Here is a 17,164-nt window from a genome sequence, read left to right on the forward strand (position 1 = left end):
GCTAGCCCTGGTGGTGGGTGCGGCTGAACCGGGCGCCCAAACCTGGCTGCCTGCGGGGGGCAGGGGCGACGGTACTGGCGGCAGCGGGGGTGACCGGGTTGGCGGTATTGACCTTTCGAAGGGCCCGGGCGAATGACTTGGCGTTCTGGACGGCCTGCATACCGTCGGCCTCCGCGCTGACGCGCAGCACAATGTCCTCCTGGGAAATGGTGCCGGTGTACCCGTGGTCGGCGTCGCACTGTGGGTCGCTGCAGCCCGCCGGGCCCATGTCGAGCCGTTGGCCTCCGGACCAGGCGATGGCCAGGGTGAGCTCGCGTGCCTGATCGGAGGGCTTGTAGTCCTGCGGCTGGGCGTACAGGTAGCTGAGGACCACCGAACGGATCTGGCTGACCGGCACCGACTCGGTGGAGACCTGGGCCATCATCTGCTGCCCGTCCTCGTCCAGCTGCTGGTCATCGACATGGGTGATCACCAGCATGTCCTCGGTGAGGACCAGCACGGTGATGTGCCGGTGCACTTCATTGCGTTCGAAGTGGGTTTCGAGGTGCACCACGTGGGAGAGCGGTTCCCGCCCGTCGAGGGCATCGTGCACCGTGTCCGCGACGAGGCGCGGGTAGAAACCGGCCCGTTCCAGGGAGGCGTCGAGGCTGCGGCGTTCAGCGGAAAGCGATGTCATACCTCCAGTTTCCCCCACCCGGGCACCCGCTGCCTAACCCGGTGACCGGCGGGGCGCGCCGTCAGCGTTGGCATCGTCACCCCGCCAGCGATCAGTCACGCATGGCGCGGCGGGCACTGTCGGTGCGCCGCTGCGGATTGCCCACCAGGATGTCGGTGCTGAGGATGACCAGCCCTGAGGCAGAAACCAGTACCGGATTGAATTCGAGCAGGGCAATTTCCGGGTGTTTGTCCTTGAGCACTGCCACCCTGCCGATGAGGTCTTCGATTGCCGCGATGTCGGTGGCGGGCAGACCGTTGTACCCAAACAGCTTGCGTGCGGCTTTGGGGGCCCTGACCAGATCGGAGATGTCCACTGTCGACAGTGGCGGGATGCTGTGGGCCCAGTCGTCGAGGAGGTCGACCGCGTCCCCCGCCAGGCCGAAGGAGAGTACCGGCCCCAGCAGCGGATCCTCGATGGCGCGGAGCGTGCAGGCCTGCCCGGAAGGTGCCATGGACTGGACTTCCATGCCGCTGACGCCGAAGGGTGCCAGCACCTTTTCCATCTGGGCAATATTCTGGCGGAGCGACCCGGCGTCCTCGATGTTCAGCCTGACGCCGCCAAGATCGAGGCGGTGCCGGAGGTGTTCGTCGACGGTTTTGATGACCACAGGCCAGCCGAGCTGGTCCGCTGCGGCCACTGCCTCGTCCGCGGTGGTGAACCGGATCGCGGGGAGCAGCGCGACACCGTAGTGGCCCAGCAGGGTGGCAGCCTCGGTCGGGTCCAACCGGGTCAGTCCGTCACCGTCAACCCGGGTCAGGGCCTGGCGGAGCACGGCCCCTGCCCCGTCCGGATCGATGTCCGACGGTTCGTGGAAGCCACCATTGTCCCGGGAACGCCAGCGGGCGTAGGTCACTACCGCGCTCAGGGCCGCAACCGCTGCTCCGGGTCCGGCGTAGCAGGGCAACCCGCGCTGGCTCGGCAGTAGTTCCTGATCGGCCCGGGCCACAGGCTGCCCGGTGGGCGCGGCCAACAGGCCGTCGGATTGCACGGCGGGATCAAGGATGCCGGCGAAGGACGCCACCACCGGTTTATGAGCCGTCTCGGCGCAGTCCCTCAGGCAGTCGGCGATCGCTTCGACGGTCAGCCCCGGCGCGGGAAGCAGTGCGATGACTGCCGAGTGCACCTCGTCGTCGGCCAGCGCAGCCAGGACAGCACGACGCAGCGCGGGCAGGGCGATGGACTGGCCGGTGTCAAGGTCAAGGTCAGTGACCAGCCTCCGCACATCGAGCGCCTGTGCCGCGGCGGCGTCAGCCACCACCTTGCCGAGCGCCAGCGAATTGCTGAAGACCGCGAGGCCCGGTCCGGCCGGGAGCGCCTGGCTGACCAGGATCTGGGCGATGTCAACGAGCTGAGCGGTGGTTTCCACCCGGATGACCCCTGACTGCCGGAGCATCGCGTCGAGGGCACCGGCCGGCGCCTGGGTGGTGCGCACTGCGTGGCCGGGCGGCAGCTGAAGACCCATCACATCGGACTTCGCAACAATTACCGGTTTGGTTTTGGAGAGGCGGCGGGCAATCCGGGAGAACTTGCGCGGGTTGCCGACCGATTCAAGGTACAGGCCCACGGCACGGGTGGAGGGGTCGTCTTCCCAGTACTGCATGGCGTCATTGCCCGAAATGTCTGCCCGGTTGCCGGCCGAGACGAAGGAACTGAGGCCCAGTCCGCGGCGTCCGGACGCCGCGTAGAGGAGGACGCCGATGGCCGCGGACTGGCTGAACAAGCCCAGGGTGCCGGCGGCGGGGAGCGCGGGGGCCATCGACGCGTTGAGGCGGACGTCGGGGTGCGTGTTGACCAGGCCCAACGACGCCGGTCCCACCACCCGCATCCCGTAAGCCCTGGCCCGGTGGACCAGGGTCCGCTGCCGCGCCAGCCCGTCGGCGCCGTCGTCGGCAAACCCGGCGGTGGCCACGAGCAGGCCCTTCACGCCGGCTGCCCCACACTGGTCCACCACTGCAGCTACCTGGTCGTAGGGGACGGCGATCACGGCGAGGTCGACAGGTCCGGGCACCTCGGCGATGGAGGCGAAAGAAATCATGCCGGCCAGTTCGAAGGCTTCGGGGTTCACCGCGTACACGTCGCCCGTGAAGCCGCCGTCGATGATGTGTTCGAGGAAGGAATACCCCACCGTCCCCCACTCGCGGCTGGCCCCGATGACCGCCACCGACGACGGCGAGAGCAGGTCGGCCACACTGCGTGCCTCGGCGCGATGCTCGCGGGATTCCATCACGGCGCGGGATTTGTCGGTGGGGTCGATGTTGAACTGGAGCATCACCACGCCGTCGTCGAAGCGCCGCTGCACCTCGTAGCCAGCCTCGGCGAACACGGTGATCATCTTGCGGTTCTCCGGCAGCACCTCGGCAGAGAACCGGCTGATGCCGTTTTCCCGGGCGGCCGCGGCAAGGTGCTCCAGCAGGATGGAGCCGAGGCCGCGGCCCTGGTGTGCGTCGGAGACGTTGAAGGCCACCTCGGCTTCGGTTGGGTCATCGAGGCGGTCGTACCGGCCGATGCCCAGAATGTCGGCGCCGCGGGTGACCACAAACGCCACCCGGTCCTGGTGATCCACCTCGGTGAACCGTTTGAGTTCCTTGCTGCTCAGCGACGACTTGTAGGTGAAGAACCTCAGGTAGATCGAATTCTCGGACTGCTGCATGTGAAAGTGCTGCACTGCAGGCGCATCGTCGGGCGAGATGGGCCTCAAATGTGCTGTGGCGCCGTCCCGCAACACGACGTCGGCCTCCCAATATTCCGGGTAATGTCCGCCAGCCGCCATAGACTCAGCCTAGTGGGCGTTTGGCGCCCGCGTCATTACCCTTGGCAGCAGACCCCTTTCACAAACCCGAGGACCACCCGATCATGGCCAGGCGCCACAGCACAGCAGCCCCGGTGGACTACACCGAAAACATCATCGACATCGACGTGACGTCCGAGATGGAAGGCTCCTTCCTCGAGTACGCGTACTCGGTGATTTACTCACGGGCCCTGCCCGACGCGCGGGATGGCCTCAAGCCCGTCCAGCGGCGCATCCTGTACATGATGACCGACATGGGATTGCGCCCCGACCGCGGCCATGTGAAGTCCGCCCGCGTGGTGGGCGAGGTGATGGGCAAGCTTCACCCGCACGGTGATGCGGCGATCTACGACGCGATGGTCCGCATGGCCCAGGACTTCTCGTTGCGCCTTCCCCTGATCGACGGCCACGGCAACTTCGGGTCCCTCGATGACGGACCAGCCGCCCCCCGCTACACCGAGGCACGCCTCGCAGCCGCTGCCCTGACGATGACCGATCACCTCGACGAAGACGTGGTGGACTTCGTCCCGAACTATGACAACCAGCTCCTGCAGCCGGAAGTGCTGCCTGCCGCGTTCCCCAACCTGTTGGTCAATGGGGCGACCGGCATCGCCGTCGGGATGGCCACCAACATGGCCCCCCACAATCTGGGGGAAGTAATCGCCGCGGCCAGGCATCTGATCGCCAACCCCGATGCCGGGCTGGACGACGTGATGCGCTTCATTCCCGGACCGGATCTTCCCAGCGGGGGCAAGATAGTGGGGCTTGAGGGGGTCCGCGACGCCTACGCCACCGGCCGGGGGTCCTTCAAGACCCGCGCCACGGTGGGGATCGAGCAACTATCGGCCCGGCGTACCGGGCTGGTGGTGACCGAACTGCCGTACACGGTGGGACCGGAAAAGGTCATCGAGAAGATCAAGGACGCCGTCACGTCCAAGAAGCTGCAGGGGATCTCCGACATTGTCGACCTGACGGACCGCCGCCACGGGCTGCGCCTGGTGATCGAACTGAAGAACGGTTTCAATCCGAACGCAGTCCTCGCCCAGCTGTACCGGTACACCCCGATGGAGGACTCGTTCGGGATCAACAACGTGACCCTGGTTGACGGGCAGCCCCGGACCCTCGGGCTGGTGGAGTTGCTCCAGGTGTACATCAAGCACCGGCTGTCGGTGGTCCGCCGGCGCACCGCCTACCGGCTGGGCCGGAAAAGGGACCGGCTGCACCTGGTCGAAGGCCTCCTGATCGCGATAGTGGATATCGATGAGGTGATCCAGATCATCCGCTCCTCGGATGAATCGGCGCAGGCCCGGGAACGGCTGATGTCGATCTACGACCTGAGCGAGCTGCAGGCCAACTACATCCTCGAACTGCGTCTGCGCCAGCTGACCAAGTATTCGCGGATAGAGCTGGAAAAGGAGCAGGACGAACTGCGCCGGGAGATCGCCCTCCTGGAGGAACTGCTCGGCTCCGAGGAGCGGCTGCGCGCCCTCCTGTCCGAGGAACTTGCCGAGGTGGGGGCGAAGTTCGCCACCCCGCGGCGCACGGTGCTGCTGGCTTCCGAGTCCAGTGCTCCGCTGAAGGGAACGGTCATGCCGGCGGCAGTCACCCCCGGAGGGAAGGCCGCACCGCTGCCCCTGGAGATCGCCGACGACCCCTGCTGGGTGATCCTCTCGACGTCCGGACAGCTTGCCCGCACCTCCTCCCAGGAGGAGTTCGGCGAGGGCGGACAGCGCGTCAAGCATGACGTCTTCCGCTCAGTGATCCGCTCGACAGCCCGGGCCGAGGTGGGAGCCGTCACGTCGGCCGGGCGCATGCTGCGCCTTCAGGTGATGGATATGCCCGCCCTGGCGCCAACCGCGGGGATCCCGAATCTGGCCGGCGGTGTGCCGGCGCAGGAGTTCATGACCCTCGGCCCCGGTGAGTCCCTGGTGGGTTTGGCCCCCCTCGATGCGGTGGTTGCCCTGGGCAGCGCCCAGGGGATTGTGAAACGGGGGGTGCCGGAGTACCCACTGAACCGGAACGAATGGGAGATCATTTCCCTCAAACCCAAGGACAAGGTGGTGGGCCTTGCCATGGCGGGTGACCAGGACGAGCTGGTCTTCATTACCGCCCAGGCACAGCTGCTGCGCTTTCCCGCGTCCGCGGTCAGGCCGCAGGGGCGCACCGCGGGAGGCATGGCAGGGATCAAACTCGGCTCGGCTGACTCGGTCATTCACTTCGGTGCGGTCAGCGCCGAGGATGCGGCCGCCGTCGTCGTCACGATCGCCGCGGCGAGTGGCGCACTGCCGGGAACCTCGCCCGGGTCCGTCAAGGTGACCGATTTCGCCGAGTATCCCGTCAAGGGCAGGGCGACTGCCGGGGTCCGTGCACACCGGTTCCTCAAGGATGAAGACGGATTGCTGCTCGCCTGGGCCGGTCACGGCCCCGCAAAGGCAGCATCGGCGACCGGCGTATCCCGGGCGCTGCCCACCGAGCACGGGCGGCGGGACGGATCCGGGGTGACCCTGAGCCAGTCAGTGGACGCCATTGGACCCAGCACGGCGTGACCCCTTGGCGGGGTGTCACACCTTGATGGGCAACTCGTAGACCCTCACCCGGTGGGTCGGCTCGTAGCCGAGGCGCTCGTACAAGCCGAGCGCACCCGACGGGTTTTCGGTATCCACGCCGAGCCCGGCGTGCTCAATCCCGTCGGCCTTGAACCGTCGCATCGCCTCGGCCAGCAGAGCCGGTGCGAGGCGGAGGCCACGCCAGTTGCGCCGCACGCCCAGCAGATCGGTGTAGCCCTCGGTGTGGCCGAGGAGGTCCCCGGATGACGGATCGAAGCTGGCCAGCTGGTAGGCGGCTACCTCGCCCGTGGCCTCGTCCACCACGGCAAGGCTCCACTCTGGCCTGAACTCGGGATGGGTCACGGTGAACCGCCACGACTCCTCGTCGCGGGGTTCGCTCCCCCAATGGTCCTGGAATGCTTCGTTGTGGGCCAGCCTGACGGCGTCGGAGAGCTCGTCGGTGAAGGTCACGATCGTCAGACCCGGAGCGGGCTCGACGACCGGGATCTCGGTCTGCAGCGACCGGGTCATTTCCGTAAAGTACCGAACCACTGTGTTCCCTGTTGCCTCCAGCAGCGCAAGCAGCGACGGTACCTTCTCCTCGGCGTAGGTGCGGAGGACGCCTGCCACGGCACCGTCGTCGTCGAGACGGCGACGGGCCCGGCCCGTCTGCCAGCCGTAGAGGGCCGTCCCGATGCCTCTGCCCCGCCAGGCGGGATCCACCCCGCCCATGCTGTGGATCAGGGTGGAGCCGGGGTTCCGCTGGATCGCGCCCACAGCCCGGGGTACGCCGCCGTCATCCACCCCCAGGAGGGTGTCCTTCACAGGATCGGTTTTAGACGATGTCAGGATCTGTTCCAGATCGGCGCGCTCTTCCACCCAGTCTGGTTCATCCGCCTCGGCCATGCGAAGGAGCAAGTCCTGCCACGGACCGATGTCGTCCTGGGTGATGGAGCGCCACTGCAGGGGCGTACCGGTGGGAAAGAAGTCAGACACTGGCGTGGTCATGGCAAAAGCGTATTCCACTCCCTGGCGTCGAACCACCCGCGGAGTGCCCCACTACCTGTTCTACCGTATGTAGAACCTTGCCGGAAAAGAGAGTAGATTTGGACCTGTAATACATACTTCGACTGTAATCCACACCTGGAATGAAGGACGCGCATGGCCACCCTCGGAGAACTCGAACGCACAGTGATGGATCTGTTGTGGGGTACGCCCGGCGCCCTGACAGCCAACGCCTTGCGCGATCTATTGGCGCTGGCCACCGATGAGGCAGTGGGCAAGGAGCTTGCAGTGACGACTGTGCTCACCGTGCTGTCCAGGCTGGAGAAAAAGGGGCTAGTGGAGCGTGAGCGGGAAACCCGCCCGCACCGCTACCGGGCGATCACCAGCCGTGAGGAGCACACCGCCGAGTTGATGCACGAAGTCCTCGTCACCGCTCCGGACCGGGAAGCCGTGCTGGCACGATTCATTGGCAGCGTTTCCGACAGCGAAGCACAGGCTCTGCGTAAACTGCTCGGCAGCTAAGCGGATGTTCTGGGCCGCCCACTTTTTGGCCGGGCTCGCCGTCGTCCTCGCCTGGCCAGCGCCCGTCGCCTTGTCGCGGGCCTCCTGGCCCACCCGTGCTCCTTTCACCGCAATGATCCTGTGGCAGGTCATCGCTCTGGCCGGTGGATTGTCCATGATCGGCGCCATGCTGGTGTGGGGTCTTGACCCCCTCGGGGACAATCTGGTGGAGGCTGTCGGGCGACTCGGCGATATGGTGTTTGCGAACCAGCCCGCCTACACCCTCGGCCTGATGCACGTCTTCGCCCTCAGTGCCGCCGGTCTGCTGGGCGCACATTTGATCTTCACCCTCCTGCTGACCTACGCCAAGATCCGTGGGCAACGTAAACGGCACCGCGACATGCTGAACCTGCTCAGCTCACCCGCGGAAAACCGGCCGGCCACTCTGGTGATCAATCACCCCACCCCGGTGGCCTATTGCCTCCCGGGTGGTGCCCGCTCCGTGACCGTCCTCTCGGACGGGCTGCTCGACCTCCTCACGGCGGCTGAACTCGATGCGGTTCTGATGCACGAGCGGGCCCACCTGCATCAGCGGCATCATCTGCTCCTGTGGGCGTTTGCCGCATGGCGTGCCGCACTCCCCTGGCTACCCACCACCCAACTCGCACAGCGTGCGGTGAACGAGCTGATCGAGATGCTCGCCGATGATGAAGCGCTGAAGCGGGTCAGCGAACCCGTACTCGCCCGCGCCATAGCGATCGTGGCATCAGGGTCGCTGCCCGATCCATATGCAGCCTGCCCACCGGAGGACCCAGTGACCGCCATTGCGCTCACGCCGGGTGCACCGGGCGGCCAGGACACCGGGGCCACGGTCAACCGGATCCGACGTCTGCTTGCCCCGCAGCCACCACTGTCGGTCCTCGAGCAGGCCTTGGCGCTCGGCACCTCGGGCCTGCTGCTAGGAGCACCCACGCTCCTGCTGATCGCGCCCTGGGTGCTGGGCTAGAGCCTCATCCCGACTTGTCCTACACAAATGCCCATGTTCGAAGGGAAGTCACTGAGCATGCCCACCTATGCTCAGTGAAACGGTCTGGTCGCTGAGCATTTGTGTTTCCGGCACCACCGTGTCAGGCGTCGATCCGCTCCCGGTCCAGTGATGCGGCCCCGGCAACGATGAAGTCCTTGCGGGGAGCCACATCGCTGCCCATCAGAAGATCGAACACCCGCTCAGCGGATTCGGCTTCCTGGATCCGCACCCGCCGCAGCGTCCGGTGCCGTGGGTCCATGGTGGTCTCGGCCAGCTGTTCGGCGTCCATCTCCCCCAGACCCTTGTACCGCTGGATGGGTTCCTTGTAGCGCTTACCCTGCTTTTCCAGCTCGGCGAGGAGCCGGGTCAGCTCCTGTTCCGAGTAGGTGTAGATGGTGTCGTTGGCTTTTGACCCATGGTTGACCACCTCCACCCGGTGCAGCGGCGGCACCGCTGCATACACCCGGCCAGCGTCCACCAGCGGGCGCATGTACCTGAAGAACAGCGTGAGCAGCAGTGTCCGGATGTGGGCGCCGTCGACGTCGGCGTCGGTCATCAGGATTACCTTCCCGTAGCGGGCAGCGTCCAGCTGGAAGCTACGGCCGGAGCCAGCGCCCACCACCTGGATCAGCGCACCGCACTCCACGTTCGCGAGCATGTCCCCCACCGATGCCTTCTGGACGTTGAGGATCTTCCCGCGGATGGGCAGCAACGCCTGATAGTCGGAGGAGCGCGCGAGTTTGGCGGTGCCGAGCGCGCTGTCGCCTTCGACAATGAACAGTTCGGAGCGTTCGACGTCGTCGATCCGGCAGTCGGCCAGCTTGGACGGCATGGATGAGGTTTCCAGGGCATTCTTGCGGCGCTGGGTCTCTTTGTGGACGCGGGCCGAAATCCGCGACTTCATTTCGGCGACGACCTTTTCAAGGAGCAGCGCACTCTGCGCCTTGTCTCCCCGCGCGGTTGAGTTCAGCTTGGCGAGGATTTCCTTTTCCACCACCTTGGCCACGATCGCCCGCACCGCCGAGGTGCCGAGGATCTCCTTGGTCTGGCCTTCGAACTGCGGTTCGGCGAGCCGCACGGTCAGGACCGCAGTGAGACCGGCGAACACGTCGTCCTTCTCGATCTTGTCGCTTCCCGCCTTGAGCTTCCGGGAATTCGCCTCGATCACCTTGCGGAAGGATTTCAGGAGGGATTGTTCGAAGCCGCTCTGATGGGTGCCGCCCTTGGGGGTGGCAATGATGTTCACGAAGCTCTTCACCGTGGTGTCGTAACCAATCCCCCAGCGCAGGGCGATGTCCACCTCGCAGTCGCGTTCCACTTCGGCGATCTCGCTGTGCCCATTCTCGCCCAGCACCGGGACCGATTCCTTGAACCGGCCGGAGCCGTGCAGGCGCCACACGTCGGTGACCGCGCTGTCCGCGGCAAGGAAGGTGGTGAACTCGGAGATCCCGCCGTCGTGCTGGAAGACCTCCTCCAGTGGTCCTTCCTCGGCCGCAGTGCCGGCGAGCCGCCGTTCATCGCGCAGGGTGATCCGCAGCCCGGGGACTAGGAAGGAGGTCTGCCGGGCGCGCGCCTGGAGCTCTTCGTAGGAGAATTTGGCGTCGGGGGTGAAGATCTGCCGGTCGGCCCAGTACCGGATCCGGGTTCCTGTCACACCGCGCTTGGTGGTGCCCACCACCTCAAGCCGTGAGCTCTCCAGGAAGGGTTCGAACTTGGAGGTCGGCGAGGGGGTCTTCGCGTCGAGGAAACGGCCCGGTTCGCCGCGCCTGAAGGACATCTGGTAGGTCTTGCTGCCCCGGTCAACCTGGACGTCGAGCCGGGAGGACAGAGCGTTCACCACGCTGGCACCGACGCCGTGCAGCCCGCCTGAGGCCGTATAGGATCCGCCGCCGAACTTTCCGCCGGCATGGAGTTTGGTGAAAACAACTTCGACGCCGCTCAGGCCCGTCTTGGGTTCGGCGTCAACGGGGATGCCCCGGCCGTCGTCGTGGATTTCGACTGACCCGTCGGGATGGAGGATGACCCTGATGCTTTGGCCGTGGCCAGCCAGAGCTTCGTCCACCGAGTTGTCGATGATTTCCCACAGGCAGTGCATCAACCCGCGGGAGTCAGTCGAACCGATATACATGCCCGGGCGTTTGCGGACGGCTTCGAGGCCCTCCAGAACGGAGAGGTGCCGGGCGTTGTATTCAGTACTGGGTGGCGCCACGTTGGGTGAAACTCCTTGGCCGGTGGTACGGGTAGGTGGCGACACCGTCAGCCGGGCGCCGCGCCGGGGACCCCCGGACGCATTCTTCAAGCATATTCCCCCACCCCCGCGGTTAGGCGTAGGCGGGCCGGTGCCCAGCCACCAAAGTGTGACGGGGCCGGGATATGCTACGCGCTCAGCGAAAGATCACCCAGCTTGCAATGGATCGGCAACGAATAGTGGTTATATGAACTACAGGAACCACTAAGGAGGCAATCATGACAACAGCAGTAGCAACCCGCGAGATGTCCGCGCTGGACCGCTGTGACCGCTGCGGAGCCCAGGCCTATGTGCGCGCAGTTCTTCAGTCCTCCGGTGGTGAGCTGCTCTTTTGTGGCCACCACGCGCGTTCCGTCGAGTCGAATCTGAGGCCGCTAACGTCCGAGTGGCAAGATGAGACCAACCGTCTGAATGCAGCACCCGGACCGGTAAGCGAAGACTAAGAGCGTCACCCGGGCCCGGACAGCGGCCCGAAACCAGAAAGGACCCCCACACCCGAGGTGTGGGGGTCCTTTCTGGTTGGAGCCGGCGTCCGACCCAGAGGTGTTTCCTAGTCCAGGTAGTCGCGCAGCACCTGCGACCTGGAAGGGTGGCGCAGCTTGGACATCGTCTTCGATTCGATCTGACGGATCCGCTCACGGGTCACGCCGTAGACTTTGCCGATTTCGTCTAACGTCTTCGGCTGCCCGTCGGTAAGTCCGAAACGCATCGCGACCACTCCCGCTTCGCGTTCCGAGAGGGTGTCGAGCACCGAGTGCAGCTGTTCCTGCAACAGGGTGAAGCTGACGGCGTCAGCGGGGACCACTGCCTCGGAGTCCTCGATGAGATCACCGAACTCCGAATCGCCGTCTTCACCCAGTGGGGTGTGCAACGAGATGGGCTCCCGGCCGTATTTCTGAACCTCGACAACTTTTTCGGGGGTCATGTCCAGCTCAAGGGCCAACTCTTCGGGAGTCGGCTCGCGGCCGAGGTCCTGCAGCATCTGGCGCTGGACACGCGCCAGTTTGTTGATGACCTCGACCATGTGCACCGGGATACGGATGGTGCGTGCCTGGTCGGCCATGGCGCGGGTGATGGCCTGGCGGATCCACCAGGTGGCGTAGGTGGAGAACTTGAAGCCCTTGGTGTAGTCGAACTTCTCGACCGCACGGATCAGACCCAGGTTGCCTTCCTGGATGAGGTCCAGGAACAGCATGCCGCGGCCGGTGTACCGCTTGGCCAGGGATACCACCAGGCGCAGGTTGGCTTCCAGCAGGTGGTTTTTCGCGCGCTTGCCATCGTGGATGACCCACTCCAGTTCGCGGCGCAGCTTCGCATCCATCGGCTTTGCTGCATCCTTGTCGGCTGCCAGCTTTTCCTCGGCAAACAGGCCGGCTTCGATCCGCAGGGCGAGATCGACTTCCTGCTCCGCGTTCAGGAGCGCTACCTTACCGATCTGCTTCAGGTAGTCCTTGACGGGGTCGGCGGTTGCACCGGCGGAGATGACCTGCTGGGCAGGAGCGTCGTCGTCGTCGGCATCTGAATAAACAAAGCCTGAGCCAGCCTTGGTCTCGGCCTCGGCTGCAGCGCGCTCAGTGGTTTCCGCTGGCTCAATGGGGTTTCCCGCAGCGTCGAGCTCGGGACTGTCATCTTCAACCTCAACAGCGGCGGCGTTCTGGGCTGCAGCGGCCTTGGCGGCCCGCGCTGACAGCGGCTTGACGGCAGCGGTCTTCGGCGCCGCCTTCTTGGGGGCGGCCCGGCGTTTTGTGGTCGTTGCCCCGGGTTCTGTTACATCCGGTGCAGTTGTCTTCTTGGCCGACACAGAGAACCTTTCATACGGCGTCTGTGATGCTGCCAAGGGGGCAACACCACTATGACCCTGTCAAGTCCGTGAGTGAATTCAAGCGGCCAGACGGGGCTTTCCTCATTGAAGAGGAACAGTCCCGTTCCCTGCACTATTCCCACACCACCCCGCTAAGGGTGGTCGGTTGACAATGCAGGACACCACTTGACACACGAACCCAACCGGGTCTCGATTCCCATTGTCGCACGATTCACGGGCTTCTATAAATCACCCGCCTCCCCGATTCCGCCCCCGTACAGCTGTTCGCGCGGCGGGTCACACGGCGTGCGGGGTGCCATGACGCCAGGCCAGTTCCCTGTCCCGGGTCCACTCCGCGAGGATCCCGCGGGCCACCACCTGGTCGAGGAGCCCCGCCAGGGAATAGTTGGGCATTTCCTTCAGGGCCTCTTGAAGATAGAGGTGGGCGCGGGACCCTCTCCCCCGGGCCCACTCAATCCAGCCGAGCATGGTGAGGAGGGCGACCCTCGGCTCGTCCGTCGCCACCGCCGATAGCCTGCTGAACAGCTCGTGAGCCACGTCCACACGGTCCCATCGCAGCTGGCCCCGGTGCTGTCCGATCAGGACGTCGCAGAACTCACGCGCGTATCGGCGGTCTGCGGTGTCGCGGGGGCAGTGCGCCGCTGCGCCGGGGTCAAGGTCCAGCACAGCCCAGCCCCCAGGGGGCAGGTCTGGGGCGTCGCGGCCCGGGCGCTGCACACCGTTCCCTGCCGCACCGCTTACCGCAGTTTCCCTACCCAGCGCCGCTGACACCAGGACCGCATCGCGCAGCGGCCGGGAACTCAGTGATGCCAGGAGGTGGGCAGTGATGTCGTGGTCGTCGAGCGGTCCGGGGTCAGCCGGGGGTGTCAGCAGAACATCCCAGAGAGCAAGGGTCGTGGCAAACTGGGGTGCCGCGGTCCAGCGCCAACCCAGTCGATCCTGCTGGTCCTGCCACCGGCGGGCCATCTGCGCCGGGTCAGCCCAGGGTTGAGGGGTGTCGCCGTGCACCGCGGCGGTCAGCGACTGGGCAATGCTGCTGCCACGAAACACCAGCTCAGTGTGCAGGGGGCTATCCGTCACACTCTCCAGCGGGTAACCCGGCCACGGGCAACAGTCCGGGTCAGTGCAGAAGTAGTCCCGCCACACGGTGTCGGTGACCAACCATCCGTCTCGCAGCTCCAGTCCCACCGAGTGCAGCGAGCTACTCAGGCAGCTCACCAGATCCTGCCGGGGTGGCCCTGCGGCCAGCGCCCACACGTCAGTCGAGTAAAGGACGAGCAGGGCGCCGTCAGCTGACGTATCCGAGGCGAGGATGGAGCAGACCCCCGCAGCATACTCGGCCGGGTCGAGGTCATTGGCCGGAAGGTCGACCCGTAGCGTTGCCCCGACCCGTTTCCCGCACATGGTGAGCAGGACCAGGCTCTCTGCCGGCTGGAACCCGAGAGTGTGCAGGACGTAGCTGAGAATGTCCGCTGCCGAAGTCACCTGATAGGGCTGTTCAGAGGGTGTGGTGAGAGGAGTCATGCACCGATCATGACCGCCGTCCGTCTCCTCGAACGGCATCGTCGGCGGTATGTGCGCAACTACCGCGAATCAGCTCCTGTGGAGGGCAGGTCCGGAGCTGGGACGAGCCCGGAGCTGGGACGGATCCCTACCGGCCGGTAGTCCCGTCATCATCAGGGTGAGGACCCGGTGCGTCAGAGCCATCAGCTGCAGCACCCTCGACGCCGCCGCTTTCAGCATCGGCGGCATCGCCTGCCTTGCGATCCTCCTCCAGCAGTTGCACAGATTCGTCGGCGGCCTGGGGGCTGGCAAGATACGCCTCCACCGCTGCACCAATCTCGTCGGCGTCAGCCAACTCGCTGTTGTCCTTGACCAGCAGTGAGCGCCGCTCGGCCGATCCGGCGCGCTCGTCGAAACGCTTCTCCAGGGTGGACACCACTCCGCTTACCTCGGCGGAGCCGTCAACCTGACGGGCAATCTGCCGCTCCACGTCCCGGCCGGCCTCACGCAACCGGTCGGTGGGCAGGACGAGGGACGCCGACGCGCCCAGGTACTCCAAGGCGGTGACAGCTGCCGGTGGATACTCCGCTTCGGCAAGGTAGTGGGGAACATGCACTACGTACCCGACGACGTCATGCCCCGACTCGATCAGGCGCAGTTCAAGCAGATGGCCCACCGACGCCTGAAGCTCAGCCGTGGGACGCCAGGTATTCATACCCTCGATCAGATCGGAGCGGTTACCGTGCACCGTGACTCCAAGGGGCCTGGTGTGCGGCACCGGCATGGGAATCGAGTTGATCCAGGACACCAGCGGCACCTCAAGGCGGTCGATGAGACCGGTCACCGCGCTGATGAACCGCTCCCATTGCAGGTCCGGTTCAAAGCCGGCGAGCAGAAGGAACGGCACACCCATGCCGTCATATACCCGGTGAAGTTCCAGCCGGGGCGGATGGTAATCGGCGAGGTGGTCCTCGGCGAAGGTGATCCGTGGCCGCCGGCTCCGGTAGTCGATCAGCTGGTCGGCGTCGAACACGGCCACCAACTCGTGGTCGAGGGTGCCGAGCATTTCCTCGATCACCTGGGACACCACGTGCCCCGCATCGACAAACCCGGTGAACCCCGCAAGAAGAGGGAGCCCCCGCAGCTGCTGATCGTCGATCAGGTCAGCGTTTGCGTTGAAAAGAGTCTCTGGATTGAGCATCTCCCCTCCTAACAGGTTCGTAGCTTTTCAATGGATATCCTGTCCAACGCCGAGCGGGCACAGATTCATTCCGCCCGGCGACAGGTTCCCTAACAGACTACGATCGATACTGGATCGGCGCGTCATTGAGCGCCCACCCACCAATCTGTCCAGCATGTGGAAGTGAGGAACATACCCAGTGAATAAAGCCAGCGAACTCAAGCTGACAGCTGTCACCAAGGACTCCAAGAAGACCGCCGGTGACGCCCTGGTGATCGGAGTCGGCCAACAGGCCGGTGGGCCAGTCCTGCTCGACTCGCCCCTCTCGGCGAAGGAAGCGGCGGCTCTCGCCGACTCACTGCCGATGCTTGGCATCACCGGAAGCGCCGATGAAGTGCGCCGGCTGCCGGGCCTCGAGGGCACCACTGCCGACATTCTCGTCCTGACCGGCGTCGGCAGGCTGCCAGCGGACGGGAACCTCACCGAGGAGGCACTTCGCCGGGCCGCGGGCGCCGCCATCCGCCACCTCGTGGGTCTCAACTCAGTAACGATCGCGCTGCCCGCCCCCACGGTGGCCGACGCCGCAGCGGTGGCCGAAGGCGCGGCGATGGGTGCCTACTCCTACACCGAGCACCGGTCAGCCCGCGCCGCGAAAGACGGCACGCCGGCAAAGCAGCCCGTCAACAGTGTCACCATCGTGACCCCTGCTGCGCAGGACCGCCACCTGAAAACCGCGCTGCGACGCGCCACCATCCTTGGCCGGGGAGTCAACGTCACCCGGACGCTCGTGAACCAGCCGCCGAGCCACCTCTACCCTGAGTCCTTCGCGCAGGCCGCCAAGGATCTCTCCAAAGGGTTGCCCGTCAAGGTCACCGTGCTGGATGAAGCGCGGCTGGAAAAGGACGGGTACGGCGGAATTCTCGGCGTCGGCAAGGGCTCGTCCCGCCCGCCCCGCCTGGTCAAGGTTGAATACTCCCCCAGCTCGGCAAAGAAGAGCCTGGCACTGGTGGGTAAGGGGATCACCTTCGATTCCGGCGGACTGTCGCTGAAGCCTGCGGCGGGAATGCAGACCATGAAGCTTGACATGGCCGGTGCCGCCGTCGTCCTGAACACCGTCCTCGCCATCGCCGAACTGGGCCTGCCCCTTAAAGTGACCGGCTGGCTGTGCCTGGCGGAGAACATGCCGTCCGGAACCGCCCAGCGCCCCTCGGATGTCATGACCACTTATGGTGGCCGCACCGTCGAGGTGCTCAACACCGATGCCGAAGGCCGCCTGGTCATGGCGGATGCGCTGGCCGCGGCCAGCGAGGACGCACCGGATGCGCTCATCGATATTGCGACGCTCACCGGTGCCCAGATGATCGCCCTCGGACGCCGGGTGTCGGGTGTCATGGGTGACGACGACGTCGTCGACGCCGTCAAGGGCGCCGCTGACCGTTCGGGTGAACTGTTCTGGCCGATGCCGCTCCCCGAGGAGCTGCGCCCCAGCCTCGACTCCAATGTTGCCGACATCGCCAACATTGGAGAAAAGTTCGGCGGCATGATGACCGCCGCAGTCTTCCTCCGCGAATTCGTCGGAGAGGTGAACGGGCGCAAGATTCCCTGGGCGCATCTCGACATCGCCGGACCGGCGTTCAATGAAGGCGCCCCTCACGGCTACACGCCCAAGGAGGCCACCGGCGTCGGTGTCCGCACCCTGCTGGCCTACGCCGAGGATCTGGCCGTCACAACTCAGTAAGCCTGCTGGGCAGTCTCACCTCAGGGAATGGGGTGAGACTGCCCACATCAGGGGATGGATAGGCTCACACCGAGTGGATGCTGGCCTG

Annotated in this window: 12 protein-coding genes; 5 read left to right on the top strand and 7 right to left on the bottom strand. The window is 65.6% G+C overall.

All coding sequences use genetic code 11. The features are described 5' to 3' along the window. Position 1 precedes the first annotated feature (1 nt). A complete protein-coding gene (locus tag IWX62_RS11475) occupies positions 2-676 on the bottom strand; it encodes a DUF5998 family protein (RefSeq protein ID WP_196841553.1) in 675 nt (224 codons plus the stop codon). Between the two features lie 91 nt (positions 677-767). After that, positions 768-3,488, bottom strand: a complete 2,721-nt coding sequence (locus tag IWX62_RS11480; RefSeq protein ID WP_196841554.1) for a bifunctional acetate--CoA ligase family protein/GNAT family N-acetyltransferase — start codon at positions 3,486-3,488, stop codon at positions 768-770. 83 nt (positions 3,489-3,571) lie between these two features. Here IWX62_RS11480 and IWX62_RS11485 point away from each other — a divergent pair, with 83 nt between their 5' ends. Further along, positions 3,572-6,052, top strand: coding sequence for a DNA gyrase/topoisomerase IV subunit A (locus IWX62_RS11485; protein ID WP_196841555.1), 2,481 nt, complete (start codon positions 3,572-3,574; stop codon positions 6,050-6,052). A gap of 15 nt (positions 6,053-6,067) precedes the next feature. Here the strand turns inward: IWX62_RS11485 and IWX62_RS11490 are convergent, their stop codons facing one another. Then, the gene (locus IWX62_RS11490) at positions 6,068-7,060 is read right to left on the bottom strand and encodes a GNAT family N-acetyltransferase (RefSeq protein WP_333483381.1); all 993 of its coding nucleotides are present in this window, start codon (positions 7,058-7,060) and stop codon (positions 6,068-6,070) included. Between the two features lie 153 nt (positions 7,061-7,213). On the opposite strand from IWX62_RS11490, the gene IWX62_RS11495 reads away from it, so the two are divergent. Together IWX62_RS11495 and IWX62_RS11500 are read left to right on the top strand one after the other, a co-directional pair. Beyond that, a complete protein-coding gene (locus tag IWX62_RS11495; protein ID WP_196841556.1) occupies positions 7,214-7,579 on the top strand; it encodes a BlaI/MecI/CopY family transcriptional regulator in 366 nt (121 codons plus the stop codon). A gap of 4 nt (positions 7,580-7,583) precedes the next feature. Then, positions 7,584-8,564, top strand: a complete 981-nt coding sequence (locus IWX62_RS11500) for a M56 family metallopeptidase (protein ID WP_196841557.1) — start codon at positions 7,584-7,586, stop codon at positions 8,562-8,564. Positions 8,565-8,685: 121 nt separating this feature from the next. Here the strand turns inward: IWX62_RS11500 and IWX62_RS11505 are convergent, their stop codons facing one another. Beyond that, a complete protein-coding gene (locus tag IWX62_RS11505) occupies positions 8,686-10,794 on the bottom strand; it encodes a DNA gyrase/topoisomerase IV subunit B (protein WP_196841558.1) in 2,109 nt (702 codons plus the stop codon). A gap of 257 nt (positions 10,795-11,051) precedes the next feature. On the opposite strand from IWX62_RS11505, the gene IWX62_RS11510 reads away from it, so the two are divergent. Continuing rightward, positions 11,052-11,276, top strand: a complete 225-nt coding sequence (locus tag IWX62_RS11510; RefSeq protein ID WP_019483236.1) for a DUF7455 domain-containing protein — start codon at positions 11,052-11,054, stop codon at positions 11,274-11,276. A gap of 107 nt (positions 11,277-11,383) precedes the next feature. Here the strand turns inward: IWX62_RS11510 and IWX62_RS11515 are convergent, their stop codons facing one another. From IWX62_RS11515 to IWX62_RS11525, 3 genes are all read right to left on the bottom strand, one after another. Continuing rightward, positions 11,384-12,670, bottom strand: coding sequence for an RNA polymerase sigma factor (locus tag IWX62_RS11515; RefSeq protein ID WP_333483382.1), 1,287 nt, complete (start codon positions 12,668-12,670; stop codon positions 11,384-11,386). 261 nt (positions 12,671-12,931) lie between these two features. Continuing rightward, on the bottom strand, positions 12,932-14,179 hold the full coding sequence (locus IWX62_RS11520) for a DUF4192 domain-containing protein (protein ID WP_196841560.1): 1,248 nt from the start codon (positions 14,177-14,179) through the stop codon (positions 12,932-12,934). Between the two features lie 127 nt (positions 14,180-14,306). Continuing rightward, positions 14,307-15,359, bottom strand: a complete 1,053-nt coding sequence (locus IWX62_RS11525; RefSeq protein ID WP_333483383.1) for a proteasome assembly chaperone family protein — start codon at positions 15,357-15,359, stop codon at positions 14,307-14,309. A 178-nt stretch (positions 15,360-15,537) separates the two neighbouring features. Here IWX62_RS11525 and IWX62_RS11530 point away from each other — a divergent pair, with 178 nt between their 5' ends. After that, complete coding sequence (locus IWX62_RS11530; protein ID WP_196841561.1) at positions 15,538-17,076, top strand: leucyl aminopeptidase; 1,539 nt, start codon at positions 15,538-15,540, stop codon at positions 17,074-17,076. Positions 17,077-17,164: the final 88 nt, after the last annotated feature.

The organism is Arthrobacter sp. CAN_A1 (assembly GCF_015751665.1).
In the GTDB taxonomy this organism is placed as follows: domain Bacteria; phylum Actinomycetota; class Actinomycetes; order Actinomycetales; family Micrococcaceae; genus Arthrobacter_D.

What these genes read in the sequence shown, in the direction of transcription:
- IWX62_RS11475 (WP_196841553.1), bottom strand. Translation starts at nt 676, where the DNA reads ATGACATCGCTTTCCGCTGAACGCCGCAGCCTCGACGCCTCCCTGGAA.
- IWX62_RS11480 (WP_196841554.1), bottom strand. Translation starts at nt 3,488, where the DNA reads ATGGCGGCTGGCGGACATTACCCGGAATATTGGGAGGCCGACGTCGTG.
- IWX62_RS11485 (WP_196841555.1), top strand. Translation starts at nt 3,572, where the DNA reads ATGGCCAGGCGCCACAGCACAGCAGCCCCGGTGGACTACACCGAAAAC.
- IWX62_RS11490 (WP_333483381.1), bottom strand. Translation starts at nt 7,060, where the DNA reads ATGACCACGCCAGTGTCTGACTTCTTTCCCACCGGTACGCCCCTGCAG.
- IWX62_RS11495 (WP_196841556.1), top strand. Translation starts at nt 7,214, where the DNA reads ATGGCCACCCTCGGAGAACTCGAACGCACAGTGATGGATCTGTTGTGG.
- IWX62_RS11500 (WP_196841557.1), top strand. Translation starts at nt 7,584, where the DNA reads ATGTTCTGGGCCGCCCACTTTTTGGCCGGGCTCGCCGTCGTCCTCGCC.
- IWX62_RS11510 (WP_019483236.1), top strand. Translation starts at nt 11,052, where the DNA reads ATGACAACAGCAGTAGCAACCCGCGAGATGTCCGCGCTGGACCGCTGT.
- IWX62_RS11520 (WP_196841560.1), bottom strand. Translation starts at nt 14,179, where the DNA reads ATGACTCCTCTCACCACACCCTCTGAACAGCCCTATCAGGTGACTTCG.
- IWX62_RS11525 (WP_333483383.1), bottom strand. Translation starts at nt 15,359, where the DNA reads ATGCTCAATCCAGAGACTCTTTTCAACGCAAACGCTGACCTGATCGAC.